Annotated in this window: 12 protein-coding genes and 1 other RNA gene; 6 read left to right on the top strand and 7 right to left on the bottom strand. The window is 65.4% G+C overall.

The features are described 5' to 3' along the window. Positions 1 to 214: 214 nt before the first annotated feature. Positions 215 to 742: a crossover junction endodeoxyribonuclease RuvC gene (gene ruvC / locus ABIB73_RS25860; RefSeq protein ID WP_354228623.1), complete on the bottom strand. Its 528-nt coding sequence runs from the start codon at positions 740 to 742 to the stop codon at positions 215 to 217. A 213-nt stretch (positions 743 to 955) separates the two neighbouring features. After that, positions 956 to 1702 (bottom strand): YebC/PmpR family DNA-binding transcriptional regulator, encoded by a 747-nt coding sequence (locus ABIB73_RS25855; protein ID WP_354228622.1) that lies wholly within the window; start codon positions 1700 to 1702, stop codon positions 956 to 958. A gap of 211 nt (positions 1703 to 1913) precedes the next feature. Between ABIB73_RS25855 and ABIB73_RS25850 the strand changes: the two genes are divergently transcribed. From ABIB73_RS25850 to ABIB73_RS25830, 5 genes are all read left to right on the top strand, one after another. Further along, positions 1914 to 3662: a methyl-accepting chemotaxis protein gene (locus ABIB73_RS25850; protein ID WP_354228621.1), complete on the top strand. Its 1749-nt coding sequence runs from the start codon at positions 1914 to 1916 to the stop codon at positions 3660 to 3662. A gap of 197 nt (positions 3663 to 3859) precedes the next feature. Then, positions 3860 to 5275, top strand: a complete 1416-nt coding sequence (locus ABIB73_RS25845) for a methyl-accepting chemotaxis protein (RefSeq protein ID WP_354228619.1) — start codon at positions 3860 to 3862, stop codon at positions 5273 to 5275. 343 nt (positions 5276 to 5618) lie between these two features. Then, a complete protein-coding gene (locus tag ABIB73_RS25840; RefSeq protein WP_354228617.1) occupies positions 5619 to 6083 on the top strand; it encodes a (2Fe-2S)-binding protein in 465 nt (154 codons plus the stop codon). Between the two features lie 8 nt (positions 6084 to 6091). Next, positions 6092 to 8269 carry a xanthine dehydrogenase family protein molybdopterin-binding subunit gene (locus tag ABIB73_RS25835; protein WP_354228615.1) on the top strand — a complete coding sequence of 726 codons (2178 nt, stop codon included), beginning with the start codon at positions 6092 to 6094 and terminating at the stop codon, positions 8267 to 8269. Next, a complete protein-coding gene (locus tag ABIB73_RS25830) occupies positions 8266 to 9609 on the top strand; it encodes a c-type cytochrome (RefSeq protein ID WP_354228613.1) in 1344 nt (447 codons plus the stop codon). The genes ABIB73_RS25835 and ABIB73_RS25830 overlap by 4 nt, the downstream gene beginning before the upstream one ends. Before the next feature lie 50 nt (positions 9610 to 9659). On the opposite strand, the gene ABIB73_RS25825 is transcribed toward ABIB73_RS25830, so the two are convergent. The 5 genes from ABIB73_RS25825 to ABIB73_RS25805 form a co-directional block, all read right to left on the bottom strand. After that, positions 9660 to 10484: a TIGR00282 family metallophosphoesterase gene (locus ABIB73_RS25825; protein ID WP_354228611.1), complete on the bottom strand. Its 825-nt coding sequence runs from the start codon at positions 10482 to 10484 to the stop codon at positions 9660 to 9662. Continuing rightward, on the bottom strand, positions 10462 to 11058 hold the full coding sequence (locus ABIB73_RS25820) for a 5-formyltetrahydrofolate cyclo-ligase (protein ID WP_354228610.1): 597 nt from the start codon (positions 11056 to 11058) through the stop codon (positions 10462 to 10464). The genes ABIB73_RS25825 and ABIB73_RS25820 overlap by 23 nt, the downstream gene beginning before the upstream one ends. A 190-nt stretch (positions 11059 to 11248) precedes the next feature. Beyond that, positions 11249 to 11409, bottom strand: a non-coding RNA gene (gene ssrS / locus ABIB73_RS25815) — 6S RNA. A 48-nt stretch (positions 11410 to 11457) separates the two neighbouring features. Next, positions 11458 to 11841 carry a cell division protein ZapA gene (locus ABIB73_RS25810; RefSeq protein ID WP_148738730.1) on the bottom strand — a complete coding sequence of 128 codons (384 nt, stop codon included), beginning with the start codon at positions 11839 to 11841 and terminating at the stop codon, positions 11458 to 11460. After that, on the bottom strand, positions 11838 to 12158 hold the full coding sequence (locus tag ABIB73_RS25805; RefSeq protein WP_502918460.1) for a DUF4164 domain-containing protein: 321 nt from the start codon (positions 12156 to 12158) through the stop codon (positions 11838 to 11840). The genes ABIB73_RS25810 and ABIB73_RS25805 overlap by 4 nt, the downstream gene beginning before the upstream one ends. A gap of 277 nt (positions 12159 to 12435) precedes the next feature. Here ABIB73_RS25805 and tkt point away from each other — a divergent pair, with 277 nt between their 5' ends. Next, entirely contained in the window at positions 12436 to 14430 is a 1995-nt protein-coding gene (gene tkt / locus ABIB73_RS25800) for a transketolase (RefSeq protein ID WP_354228636.1), read from the top strand. Positions 14431 to 14482: the final 52 nt, after the last annotated feature.

Here is a 14482-nt window from a genome sequence, read left to right as displayed (position 1 = left end):
CCCGGCCCCCGGCGCCACCCCCCCCCGGGGGGGGGCGGGGGCCGCCCCCCCCCCCCCCGCCCCCCCCCCCCCCCGGCGGGGGGGGGGGGGGGGCCCCCCCCCCCCCCCCCCGCCGGGGGGGGGGGCCCCCCAAGCCACAAGCGCTGGCGCCCGGAGCTACCCCCCTCCCCACCCCTCCCCCGCAAGGGGGGAGGGAGCTGTTCGAGTGCGCGGCTCATATCCCGACCACCTTCAGCCTGAGCGCGGTGCTCTGGCGGTGATGAGCGTGGGTGATGGCGATAGCGAGCGCGTCGGCGGCGTCGGCCGACGGCGGCTCGGCCTTGGGCAGCAATATTTTCAGCATCATCGCGATCTGCTGCTTGTCGGCGTGACCGGCGCCGACCACCGTCTTCTTGACCTGGTTCGGCGCGTATTCGGCGACAGTAATGCCGAACATTGCGGGCGCCAGCATGGCGACGCCGCGGGCCTGGCCGAGTTTCAGCGTCGCGACGCCATCCTTGTTCACGAACGTCTGCTCGACGGCGGCTTCGATCGGCTTGTGGTCGGACAACACGGCCGCGAGCCCTTCATGGATCGCCAGCAGACGGCTTGCGAGCGGCAGATCGTCCGGCGGTTCCACCGAGCCGCAGGCGACATAGATCAGGCGGTTGCCCTCGGACTCGATCACGCCCCAGCCGGTGCGGCGGAGGCCGGGGTCGATGCCGATGATGCGAACGGGGACGCGAATCGAGAGCGCGGTCATGGGCCAGTGATAGCGGCTGGCCGCTGTGGGGGAAACAGAAACAGAACGGAAGTAACAGGGGAAGTATGGTCCTGTGCCCCGGGTGCGACACAGCACAAAGTGATGCGGCGCTGAACCGGGGCCCATGTTGCCGCCGGCATTTGGGAAGCCACGGGTCCCGGCTCTGCGCGGCAGCGTTTCACGCTGCAGCGCGTCCGGGACACGAGAACGGCCTCAGCCGCCCATCTTCGCCATCAGCGCGTCCGACACCTCGAAATTGGCGTAGACGTGCTGGACGTCGTCGTGCTCGTTGAGCAGGTCCATCAGCTTCAGCAGCTTCTCGCCGGTCTCGTCGTCGACCGCGACCGTGTTCTGCGGCTTCCAGATCAGCGCGGCCTTGCGCGGCTCGCCGAACTTGGCTTCCAGCGCCTTGGCAACGTCGCGGTAGCCCTCGGTCGAGGCGTAGATCTCGTGGCCGCCTTCGCCGGACAGCACGTCGTCGGCGCCGGCCTCGATCGCGGCATCCAGCACCGCATCGTCGGAGGCGACGCTGCGGTCATATTCGATGATGCCGGTCCGATCGAACATGAACGACACCGAGCCGGTTTCGCCGAGATTGCCGCCGGACTTGGTGAAGAAGGAGCGGATGTCGGAAGCCGCACGGTTGCGGTTGTCGGTCAGCGCCTCGACGATGACGGCGACGCCGCCCGGGCCATAACCCTCATAGCGGATCTCGTCATAGTTCTCGCCGTCGCTGCCGAGCGCCTTCTTGACGGCGCGCTCGATATTGTCCTTCGGCATGTTCTCCTGGCGCGCCGCGATGATGGCGGCACGCAGACGCGGGTTCATGTTGGGGTCGGGCGTGCCGAGCTTGGCCGCGACGGTGATTTCCCGCGCCAGCTTGCCGAACAGCTTCGACTTCTGGGCATCCTGCCGCCCCTTGCGGTGCATGATGTTCTTGAATTGGGAATGTCCGGCCATGCGTGGTCTCTCGGAAATATCTCTTGGAATCGTCCGCCAATGGGGATGGAAGCGCGGCGTTATAGGCCGCCAACCCACCGGAATGAAAGAGGCTCTACGACTTTAAGGTAATACCGTAGTGGCCCGTGCCTCAAAGTCAGGCATCGTTAACCCTGATTTCATTCCAGCCTGCGAAAATAGCCTCCACCCGCCTCCCGACAAGAGTGACCTGATGGCGTTCGCATTATTTCGGAAGCGTCTGCCGGATTCGGCCGCGCCCGCGGCAGCCCCGCAGGCTGCGCAGCCGGTCGCCAATTCCGAGCCCGCCCCAGCCGCCGAGGCCGATTCGGCCCGGGAAATCCTGGAACTGCTGGAACTCGAGCTCGGCGCCATGATCCGCCAGCTCGAGCGCGCCGCCAATTCGGTGGCCGGCGGTGCGGAAGCGACCGCGGCAACGCTTGCGGATATCCGCCAGCGCACCGACGCGCTCACCGGACGGACCAATGCCGCGCAGTCGAACGCCTCGACCTTTGCCCATGCCGCCGACAAGTTCACCCAGTCCGCGCAGGGAATTGGCGCGCAGGTCCGCGAGGCCGGCAAGCTCGCCGACGAGGCCAGCGCCGCCGCGCAGGAAGCCCGCGCCAATGTCGACCGCCTGCGCGAGTCGTCCGCGGCGATCGGTAACGTCGTCAATTTGATCGCGCAGATCGCGCGGCAAACCACCCTGCTCGCGCTCAACTCGACCATCGAGGCCGCGCGCGCGGGTGCCGCAGGAAAAGGCTTTGCGGTCGTCGCCACCGAGGTCAAGGCGCTGGCAGTACAGACCCAGGGCGCGACGGAAGAGATCTCCAGGAAGATCGACGCGCTCCAGCGCGATGCCGCCGGCTCTGCGGACGCGGTGCACCGCATCTCGCAGGCGATCGAGGCGATCCGCCCGGTGTTCGACACCGTCAACGGCGCGGTGGCCGAGCAGAACGCCACCACCGGCGAGGTCTCCGGCAACGCGGCAAGCGCGTCGCAGTTCATCATCTCGGTCGGCGAGAGCGCCGCCGAAATCGATGCCGCGACCAAGGCGGCCGAGACCCATGGCGAGAACGTCGCCAGCGCCGGCAAGGCGGTGACGACCTTCGCACAGAAGCTGAAATCGCGCTGTGCGGTGCTGCTCAAGCAGAGCGAGCACGACGATCGCCGCAAGACCGAGCGGCTGCCCTGCCATCTCAAGTTCGAGAGCGCGCGCGGCGTGATGCCGGTCTACGAGATCGCGATGGACGGCGTGCTGATCGGCGGTGCGAGCGCGGCGAGGCTTTCGCTGCACGAGACCATCGGCGGCACGCTGGAACACGTCGGCGCCTGCCAGCTCCGGGTCACCGAGCAATCCAAGGCCGGCGCCCGCACGCAGTTCGCCAGCCCCACGGCCGCGCTCCGCGAGAAGGTCGAAGACAGGCTCTGGTCGATCCACGAGGAGAACACCGAGCTCGTCACTCGCGCCATGGAGGCGGGCAACGCGCTGACCAAGCTCTTCGAGCAGACTGTCGCGCGCGGCGAGGTCAAGATCGACGACCTCTTCGACACCGATTATGCCGAGATCGCCGGAACCAATCCGCAGCAGTACCGCACAAGATATCTGGAATGGGCCGACCGCGCGTTGCCGCCTCTCCAGGAAGCCTTCCTGGCGAACGAGCCGCGCATGGCGTTCTGCGCCATGGTCGACCGCAACGGCTTCCTGCCGGTGCACAACAAGATCTATTCGCATCCGCAGCGGCCGGGCGACGTCGCCTGGAACACGGCCAATTGCCGCAACCGGCGCATCTTCAACGATCCGGCGGGGTTGGCGGCCGCGCGCAACCTGCGCTCGTATCTGATCCAGAGCTATGCACGCGACATGGGCAACGGAAATACCGTGATGATGCGCGAGATCGACGTCCCGATCCGCGTGCAGGGCCGGCACTGGGGCGGATTCCGCACGGCTTACAAGCTCTAAGTGCATGATCCGAAAAAGTGTGCAGCGGTTCTTCGAAAAGATCATGCGCAAACAAAGACCTAAGGCGCGATGACAATTCATCGCGCCTTAGTGCGCGCTCAGGCAAGACGCCGGGCGCGAATCACCCCTTAAAATCCGACTGGAATGGGAATGCCGCGGTAAGCCGAGCAACGGCTCTGACTGAAGGAAGCCCGCATATGTCCGTCGCGCAGCTTGCAGTATTGGACACCGGATCGAACCGGACGCTGGCCGAGCGCCTGATCGACCAGCTCGCCGACCGCATCGGCGGTCTCGGCGTCGAGCTTGCCGACATCGCCGGCAACGTCCAGGAGGTCGCAAACCGCGTCGCGAACCAGTCGGAGCGGTTCCATCACCTCCAGGAGACGGCCGAGACCATGGTCTCGGCCAATCACGACATCGCCAATGCATCGCAGGCGGTGCAGTCGACCGCGTCGGCCGCCGTCGGCGAGATCGCGCAGTCGCGTGGCGCGGTCGATGCCGCGGTCAGCCACATCGCCGAGCTCGTCGCCGCAGTGGGGCGGATCGAGGCGCGGCTCAGCGCGGTCGGTTCCGCGCTGGCGCAGGTCGCAAAGGTCTCCGGCTCGATCGAGGCGATCGCAAAGCAGACAAATTTGCTCGCGCTCAATGCCACCATTGAAGCCGCGCGCGCCGGCAACGCCGGCCGCGGTTTTGCGGTGGTCGCAAGCGAGGTCAAAAACCTCGCGGAAGCCACCCGCCAGGCCACGCACCAGATCTCCGACACCGTGCGCGATCTCGACGGCCAGATCGAAGGCCTGATCGGCGAGAGCAGCGACGCCTCGCAGCGCGCGAAAACCGCCGGCGAAGGCGCCCAACAGATCTCCGGCATCATCTCGCGCGTGCAACAGGGTTTTGCCTCCGTGGAAGCTGAGATCGACAGCGTCACGCGCGCCGCGACCTCCAATCTCGGCCATTGCGACACCGTCATCAGCGAGCTCAACAAGGGCGTCGACCTCTCCTCGCGCGATCTCAAGAACGCCGATCAGCGCGTGACAAAACTGCTCGACACCTCCGAAAGCCTGATCGCGCTGATCGCCGACAGCGGCGTGGAGACGTCGGACGCGCCGCTGATCCGAATCGTCGTCGATACCGCAAAGCGAATCTCGGCCGAGTTCGAGGCCGCGGTCGACCGCGGCGAGATCACGCTCGATCAGCTCATGGACGAGGCCTATCGCGAGGTCGCGGGCACCGATCCCAAGCAATATCTCACCAGCTACGTCGCGTTCACCGATCGCGTGCTGCCTGCGATCCAGGATCCGATCCAGAAATCCGATCCTCGCATCGTGTTCTGCGTCGCCTGGGCCAAAGGCGGCTATCTGCCGACCCACAACCCGAACTATCGCCTGCCGCAGGGCAAGGACCCGGTCTGGAATAATGCCAATTGCCGCAATCGCCGCCTGTTCACCGATCGCGCGGTGAAGAAGGTTGCGGCAAACACAAAGCCCTTCCTGCTCCAGACTTACCGCCGCGACATGGGCGGCGGACAATTCGTGCTGATGAAGGACCTGTCCTCGCCGATCGTGGTCCGCGGCAAGCACTGGGGCGCCTTCCGGATGGGGTTCCGGCAGGGCTGATGGCCCTCGCGACGTGCATCGCGAAACGCTTGCCTTCACCCAGCTTTCGCAATCGCACGAATTTCGTCTTCGTACCGTTTTGCGAGTTCGCCCGATCGTCTGTGACGATCGCCGGCACATCCGACGAAAATGCGTCAAAAAATGACGCTTATCATATCAATTAGCTCAAAACCGATGCGGCGATCGCCGCACAAATTCGTGAACGTCATGGTCTGACGCGCCGTTCGCGCAAATATGCATTGCTGAAAATATCGATGCTTCATCGTTTCGCATCGTTATGATTATGGTCGCGCGAATTCGCCGACCTGATCGCCGTAAGCGATCGTCGAGCAAGGGGATGCATATGGCAACGACTCTGACCATCAACGGCGAGACGAAATCCTTCGACGCGCCACCCGAAATGCCGCTGCTGTGGGTGCTGCGCGACATCCTCGGGATGACCGGCACCAAGTTCGGCTGCGGCATCGCGCAATGCGGCGCCTGCACGGTGCATGTCGACGGCAAGGCGGTGCGCTCCTGCGTGCTGCCGGTCAGCGCGGTCGAGAACCGCACTATTACCACCATCGAACATGTCGGCAGCACGCCGTCGGGCGCAAAGGTGCAAAAGGCCTGGCTCGATGCCGAAGTGATCCAGTGCGGCTATTGCCAGTCCGGCCAGATCATGTCGGCAGCAGCACTGCTCGCGGCAACGCCCAACCCCGATGATTCCGACATCGATGCGGCGATGGCCGGCAACATCTGCCGCTGCGGCACCTATGTGCGCATCCGCGAGGCCATCAAGCAGGCCGCCTCCGGCCGGCAGTCGTGAGGTCCGCCATGATTACAGACAAGACTCTTCCGAACGTCTCCCGCCGCGGGCTGCTGACCGGCGGCCTCGCCACCGGCTTCCTGCTCGCCTTCCATCTGCCGCTGCGCGCCGCCGTCAACGAGCCGGAGCAGCCGCGCGATGCAACCGACGGCAAGTTCGCACCCAACGCCTTCATCCGCATCGACGAGAGCGGCCGCACCGTCCTGATGATGCCGCAGGTCGAGATGGGCCAGGGCATCTATACCTCGATTTCGATGATCCTCGCCGAAGAGCTCGACGCCGATTGGGCCAAGGTCGCGGTGCTGCACGCGCCGCCCAACGACAAGTTCTACGCCAATCCCGTCTTCGGCTTACAGGCGACGGGTGGCTCGACCTCGATCCGCGCCTGGTGGAAACCGCTGCGCGCGGCGGGTGCCAACGCGCGGGCGATGCTGGTGCAGGCCGCAGCAGCGCAATGGCAGGTCGAGCCCGCGGGCTGCACGACGTCGAAAGGCGAGGTCATGCACGCGGCAAGCGGCCGCAAGCTCGGCTATGGCGAGTTGGCGCTGGCCGCACAGAGCCAGACGCCGCCGAAGGACGTCCCCGTCAAGGAACCCAAGGATTTCGTCTATATCGGTCAGCCCCTGAAGCGTCTCGACACGCCGGACAAGGTCAACGGCAAGGTCGTCTACGGCATCGATGCGATCCTGCCCAACATGAAGATCGCGACGGTTGCCGCCTGCCCGGTGTTTGGCGGCAAGGTCGGCAAGGTCGACGACAGCGGGGCAACGAAAATCCCGGGCGTGCGCAAGATCGTTGTGCTCGAGGACACGGTCGCGGTGATCGGCGACCATATGTGGGCTGCCAAGAAAGGACTCGAAGCGCTCAAGATCGAGTGGAACGAGGGACCGAACGCTGAGATCAGCACGAAGGACATCTGGCAGGATCTGCGCACCGCCAGCGAAAAGGACGGCGCGATCGCAAAATCGATCGGCGACATCGCCAAGGGGCTGGCGAGCGGCGACAAATTCGAGGCGAGCTTCGAATTGCCGTTCCTGGCGCATGCATCGATGGAGCCGATCAACGCCACCGTTCACGTCAGACCGGACGCCTGCGAGATCTGGACCGGCACGCAGATCATGACGCGCGTGCAGTCCGAGGCGGCAAAGGCTGCCGGCCTTCCCGTCGACAAGGTGATCGTGAACCAGCATCTGCTCGGCGGCGGCTTCGGCCGCAAGCTCGAGCCGGACATGGTGATCACGGCGGTGAAGATCGCCAAACAAGTCGACTACCCCGTGAAGGTGGTGTGGACCCGCGAGGAGGACATCCAGCACGACGTCTACCGCCCGGTCTATCGCGACCAGGTCACCGCGACGCTGGTCGACGGCAAGGTGGCAGCCTGGAAATACAAGATCGCCGGCTCGGCAGTGATTGCACGCTGGCTGCCGCCGGCCTTCCAGAAGGGGGTCGATATCGACGCGGTCGATGCCGCCGTTGAAACGCCCTATGATTTTCCCAACTTCCACGTCGAATATGTCCGCGCCGAGCCGCCTGCGGTTCCGACCGGCTTCTGGCGTGGCGTCGGCCCGAACAACAACGTGTTCGCATTCGAATGTGCAATGGACGAGCTGGCGCGCAAGGCCGGCAAGGACCCGATCGAATTCCGCCGCTCAATGCTGACGAACAGTCCGCGGGCGCTCGCGGTGCTCAACCTCGCCGCCGAGAAGTCAGGCTGGGGCCAGCCGTTGCCACCGCGCGTCGGCCGCGGCGTCTGCGTGCAGCCGTCATTCGCGAGCTTCCTTGCGACCGTGGTCGAGGCGGAGATCGACGATATCGGCGAGATTGCGCTTCGCCGCATCATTTCGGTGGTCGACACCGGCATCGCCGTCAATCCGGACACGGTGAAGGCGCAGATCGAGGGCGGGCTGATCTTCGGCCTCACCGCCGCGCTTTTTGGCGAGATCACCATCGACAAGGGCCGCGTGCAGCAGTCGAACTTCCACGACTACCGCATGATGCGCATCAACGAGACGCCAAAGATCGACGTCACCGTGGTCAAGAGCGGCGAGGCGCCCGGCGGCATCGGTGAAGCCGGCGTCAACGCCGGACCGCCAGCGCTCCGCAACGCGATTTACGCCGCAACCGGCGTGGCGCTGCGGCGCCTGCCGATCGACCGGAAACTGCTGGCTGCCGGGAGGAAGGCATGAGCGGCAAGATGCGCATCCTCGCAAGCCTGATCGTGATCGCCATCGTTGCGGTGGCGCTCGGCGTCTGGATCATTCGCGGGCCCGGCCCGCTCGATTTCGCCGGCGGCACCAAGGTGGCGCTCGCGGACTATCGTGCCGGCAAGCCCACCGGCGTGCCGGCAAAGCTCGAAAAGGCAAGCCTGGTCGAGCGTGGCGAATATCTCGCCAAGGCGGCCGACTGCATGGTCTGCCACACCAAGCCGGGCGAGAAGGAATATTCCGGCGGTCTCGGCTTCAAGCTGCCGTTCGGCACGCTCTATTCCACGAACATCACGCCGGACAAGGAGACCGGCATCGGCAATTACAGCGACCAGGATTTCCTGGGCGCGGTCCAGCATGGCAAGCGCCATGACGGCGCGCGCCTCTATCCGGCGATGCCCTACACGTCCTACACTTTCATGACCGACGAGGACGTGCTGGCGGTGAAGGCCTATCTGTTCAGCCTGCCGGCGGTGCGCGCCAAGGCGCCGGAGAACACGCTGTCATTTCCGTTCAACCAGCGCTGGGCGATGATCTTCTGGTCGGCCGTGTTCAACCCCGACACGCGTTTTGCGCCCGATACGACGAAAAGCCCGGAATGGAATCGCGGTGCGTATCTCGCGGAAGCGCTGGCCCATTGCGGCGAATGCCACACGCCGCGCAATCTCGGCTTCGCGCTGGATAACCGGAAGAAATTTGCCGGTGCGATTACGGCCGGCTGGCGTGCCTTCAACATCTCCTCGGACAAGGCCACCGGTCTCGGCAACTGGCGCGATGAGGACCTGATCGCCTATCTCTCGCTTGGACACGCACCGGGCCATGGCTCGGCCTCGGGTCCGATGGGTGAAGCGGTCGATCACAGCTTCAGCCAGTTTGCCCCCGAAGACATCCGCAGCATCGTCGCCTATTTGCGCAGCGTGCCGCCGGTGGCCTCGCCCGACCTGCCTGCCGACACGGCGCCGGTCGCTCCCGCCTCGCACAAAGACGGCGTGACGGCGGATGCGCGCGGCAAGCGCGTGTTCGCCAGCGCCTGTGCCAGCTGCCACGGCTGGAGCGGCGAAAGCCCGGTGTCGCCGTTGGCAACGCTCACCGGCACATGGGCCGTCAACGACCCCGCCGCCACCAACGTCGCGCAGATCGTGCTCTCCGGCACCAGGCGCCACACGCCCGACGGCGCGCTCTCGATGCCCGCGTTCGGCAATGCGTACAGCGACGACGAGATCGCCGCGGTGGCGAACTACGTCACGGCGCGGTTCGGTGCGAAGGGCTCGAAGCTGACGGCGAAGGATGTCGCGGAGTTGCGGGAGCAGACGGCGGAGTAGGCAACCAGTGTCGTCCCGGAGAAGGCCGGGACGACACTGTGCTTGTGGAGCTAGCTCAACCAGAACTTCGGCGTCGCCGGCTCCAGCCGGCCGCCGGCACGCACCGGCGCGATGCGCAGTGCGAGGCCCGTCGCATCGTCCGTCTCCACGGCAACACCGCTCAACGTCGCTGCTCCCGCCGCGGGCTCGAAACGTCCCGACGGAATCCCCGACGTGAACCGGCGCAGCGGTTCTTCCTTCTGCATGCCAATGATGGAGTCGTAGTCGCCGGTCATGCCGGCGTCGGTCATGTAGGCGGTGCCGCCGGTGAGGATCTGGTGGTCGGCGGTCGGCACGTGGGTGTGGGTGCCGACGACGAGGCTGGCGCGGCCGTCGCAGAAGAAGCCGATGCCCTGCTTCTCGCTGGTCGCCTCGCAATGGAAGTCGACGACGATGGCGTCGGCGGCAACACCGAGCGGACAGGCGCCGAGTTCGCGCTCCAGTGCTGCAAAGGGATCGTCGAACGGGGTCATGAAGACGCGGCCGAGCGCGTTGACCACCAGTGCATGCTTGCCGTTCTTGGTCTCGACCAGCGCCGCGCCACGGCCGGGCGTGCCGCGCGGATAGTTCGCCGGACGCACCAGGCGCTCTGCGCGCTCGATGAACACCAGCGCCTCACGCTGGTCCCAGGAATGGTTGCCGAGCGTCACCGCGTCGGCGCCGGCATCGAGAAACTCCTGATAGATCGCTTCCGTGATGCCGAATCCGCCTGCGGAATTCTCGCCGTTGACGACGACGAAATCGAGCGACCAATCCTTGACCATGCCAGGTAGGTATTCGGCGATGGCGCTGCGGCCGCTACGGCCGACGACATCACCCACGAATAGAATGCGCAACTTCAGAACTCCGGAAATCGAACACGTCCGATTCCGTTAGCACATAATCCAGCGCGACGTCGTGGGATAGTGCTGGAACGGCCTCGATCTCCTGCGCTGCAAAAGCGATCCCGATGCCGACGATCTGCTTGGTCTTGCGCAGGTGCGCGAAGGTGAAATCGTAATGTCCCGCGCCGTAGCCGATGCGATGGCCGAGACGGTCGAACGCCGCGAGCGGCGTCAGCATGATATCGGGGACAACTTCAGCCGCGGCGGGCGACGGCTCGGGAATGCCGAGCGGGCCTAGCATCAGGCGGTCGTTCGGATGGAAGATGCGGAAGACCAGAGCCTGGCCGCGTGCGGTGACGCAAGGCAGCGCCAGCTTTGCACCCTCCTCGGCGAGCTTCCGCATCAGCGGCATCGGATCGATCTCGCTGCGGATCGGCGAGTAGCCGGAGACGATGCTGCCGGGCAGGAGCTTGAATGGCAGCCCGCGCTTGGCGAGTTTGGTGGCGGCGATGGTGCGCTTCTTCTCGCTCAGTGCGTCGCGTTTAGCGAGGGCCTTGGCGCGGAGTTCGGCTTTCGAATTGGACATGCGCTTGGTCCCCCACGTCATCACCCGCCTTGTGCGCCCTTGCGCACTGGAGCGGGTGATCCAGTATTCCAGAGGCGGTGGTGATTCACACAAAGGCCGCGGCGTACTGGATGCCCCGGTCGAGCCGGGGCATGACATCTACTGAAGTGGCCGCAGTCGTTTCGACAAGCACAAACCAAGCAGACAAAAGTGCGAAGCCGCAGACGCCGTTGAAGCACTCGATCCCGGAGTTCCCTACGAAAGTAGGTGGGCACCATATGTCCGGGCCCACGGGCCCGGCCAGGGACAGTTCCCTAAAGGATCGATAAGGCCCCGGGGATATATGGCTCCGGACGCGCGTCGCAGCCTCGCTTGGGCAATGTAACAACGATACTGACGAATCACCAGCCCGGCGAAGGGTCAGCCAATCGCGATCCCGTTGCCGACCGTCCGGTTCAGGACCTGGGTCGACTTCTCGATACGTTCGGCCGCGGCATTCAGTGCATTCACCACCGCGGTCTGGGTCATCCGGGCGCGCTCGACGGCAGCATTGCGGAAATCCCGCAGCTCGGTCAATTCCTGCTCCATGGTGCGGATGCGGTTGCCAGCGTCGACCAGCTCGTCACAGACCGTCAGCGCCGCCATCACGGTGAGCCGTGCGTCGCCGATCTCGCCGAATTTTCCGCGCAGCGACTGGATCCGCGTCTCCAGGCTTTCGGCGAGCTTCAACAGCCGCACCTCCTGGCCCTCCTCGCAGGCCATGCGGTATTGCCGGCCGTTGATGGTGACGTTGATGTGGCTCATCCATCCTCTCCGGTGTCGAGCACCGAGCGTATCGTGACGATCGCGGAATCAAGCCGATCGGAGATCTCCCGATTGGTACGCTCGAGCTTGCGCGCCTTCACCAGCGCGCCGTCGAGCTCGTCCGCAAGCCGCGAGCGATCCGCGCCTAGCGCCTGAATGCGCGTCGCAAGCTCGTTCTCGTCGCGATCGGCATCGCGCCGCCGCTCGACCGCGCTCTCGAGTCCGTCGAGCGCCGCCATGAGCCTGCGGGTCGCGATCTCGATCTCGACGGCGGAGGATTCCGTCATGGCGGAACTGTTGGAAACGCGATCGTTCATGCAGTCAGCGGCGGATCTTGGTGGCCTTTGCATCGGAGCTTGCCGGCCGGCAAAAGACTCGGTTCGGCAAGCGGTTACAAGCAGAAATTTACGTGGCAAGCTAGCCAAGCGCAACGCCGCTGCGAAACTATGCACTGTTAAGCAACTTTTGCGGCCAAACCGGCGTTTGATTGCCTTGGCCTGCCGGAACCGAGATGCTATCCCAGCCGCGACCCCAGCGGCCGAAAGGCTCCTTCCGGCGCGGCGAATACTGCCACAAGCGCCTCATTTCAGACGGATTTCAGACATGACGCAGGTCGATCACACCCGTATGGCCAACGCGATCCGCGGCCTCGCGATGGACGCCGTCGAGAAGGCGAAATCGGGTCATCCGGGCCTGCCGATGGGCGCCGCCGACATGGCCACGGTGCTGTTCACGCAATTCCTGAAATTCGACGCCGCCGCAACCGATTGGCCCGACCGCGATCGCTTCGTGCTCTCCGCCGGCCACGGCTCGATGCTGCTCTATGCGCTGTTGTATCTCACCGGCAATGCGGACATGACGCTGGACCAGCTCAAGCAGTTCCGCCAGCTCGGCGGGCTCACGCCGGGTCACCCCGAGAACTTCCACACCAAGGGCATCGAGACCACGACGGGCCCGCTCGGCCAGGGCATCTCGACCGCGGTCGGCATGGCGCTCGCCGAGAAGATGCTCGCCGCCGAGTTCGGCAAGAAGATCGTCGACCACCACACCTTCGTCATCGCCTCCGACGGTGACCTGATGGAGGGCGTGTCGCAGGAAGCGATCGCGATGGCCGGGCACTGGAAGCTCAACAAGCTGATCGTGCTCTACGACGACAACGGCATCTCGATCGACGGCCCGACCTCGATTTCGGATTCCGTCGACCAGGTGAAGCGCTTCAAGGCGTGCGGCTGGGCCGCCGAGAAGATCGACGGCCAGGATCAGACCGCGATCACCGCCGCCATTACCCGCGCCAAAAAATCCAACAAGCCGACGCTGATCGCCTGCCGCACCACCATCGGCTTCGGCGCGCCGCATAAGGCCGGCACCGCGAAGGCGCATGGCGAGGCGCTCGGCGCCGATGAGCTCAAGGCAGCCAAAGAGAATCTCGGCATCTCGCTCGAGCCGTTCTCGGTGCCCGACGACGTGCTGAAGGCCTGGCGCGCGGCAGGCAGCCGCGGCGCGACGGCGCGGAAGGAATGGGAAGGCCGGCTCAGTGAGCTCGGCAGCCGCAAGCGCGCCGAGTTCGAGCGCCGCCTGCGCCATGAGCGTCCGGCCGCGCTCGCAAAGGCGGTGCGCGCCTACAAGAAGGAGCTGCTGGAAAAGCCGATGACCGCGGCCACTCGCAAATCCTCGGAAGCCGTGATCGAAGTCATTGCCGGCGCGATGCCGATGGAGTTTCTGGCGGGCTCGGCCGACCTCACCGGCTCCAACAACAACAAGGCGAAGTCGGCAACCGCCTTCTCGGCCAAGACGCCGAAGGGCCGCTTCATCCATTACGGCATCCGCGAGCACGGCATGTGTGCCGCGATGAACGGCATCTTCCTGCACGGCGGTTTTGCGCCGAACGGCGCGACCTTCCTGGTGTTCACGGACTATGCCCGGCCCGCGATGCGCCTTGCCGCCTTGATGGGCACCGGCGTCGCCTATGTGATGACCCACGATTCCATCGGGCTTGGCGAAGACGGCCCGACCCATCAGCCGGTCGAGCATCTCGCGGCGCTGCGCGCCATTCCCAACATGCGCGTGTTCCGCCCCTGCGATTCCATCGAGGTCGCCGAGTGCTGGGAGCTTGCGCTGAACCGCATCGACGGCCCGACGGTGCTGGCGCTGACGCGGCAGAACCTGCCGCAGCTCCGCACCACCGCGCCGAACGACAATCCCTGCCAGCAAGGCGCTTACGAGCTGGTCGCCGCCCAGGGCGAAGCCAAGGCGACGCTGTTCGCTTCCGGCTCCGAGGTCGAGATCGCGGTCGCCGCCCAGAAGCAACTCGCCGAACGCGGCATCGCGTCGCGGGTGGTCTCGGTGCCCTCGCTCGAGCTGTTGTTAGCGCAACCAGAGGCCAGGCGTGCCGCCATCATCGGCAACGCGCCGGTGAAGGTCGCGATCGAGGCCGCCGTGCGCTGGGGCTGGGATGCCGTGATCGGCCAGGATGGCGAATTTATCGGCATGCATTCCTTCGGCGCGAGCGCGCCGGCCAAGGACCTTTACAAGCACTTCGGCATTACCGCCGAGGCTGCGGTTAACGCTGTGCTGAAGCGCGTTACCTGAGAGTTGAGCTTGCCAAAAAAAAGGGCTACGTAACTCCTCATATGATCAAGCC

The sequence above is a fragment of the Bradyrhizobium sp. F1.4.3 genome (assembly GCF_040548375.1).
GTDB lineage: Bacteria > Pseudomonadota > Alphaproteobacteria > Rhizobiales > Xanthobacteraceae > Bradyrhizobium.
The sequence above is the reverse complement of the archived record's forward strand: the minus strand, read 5'-3'. Positions and strand labels throughout refer to the sequence as shown.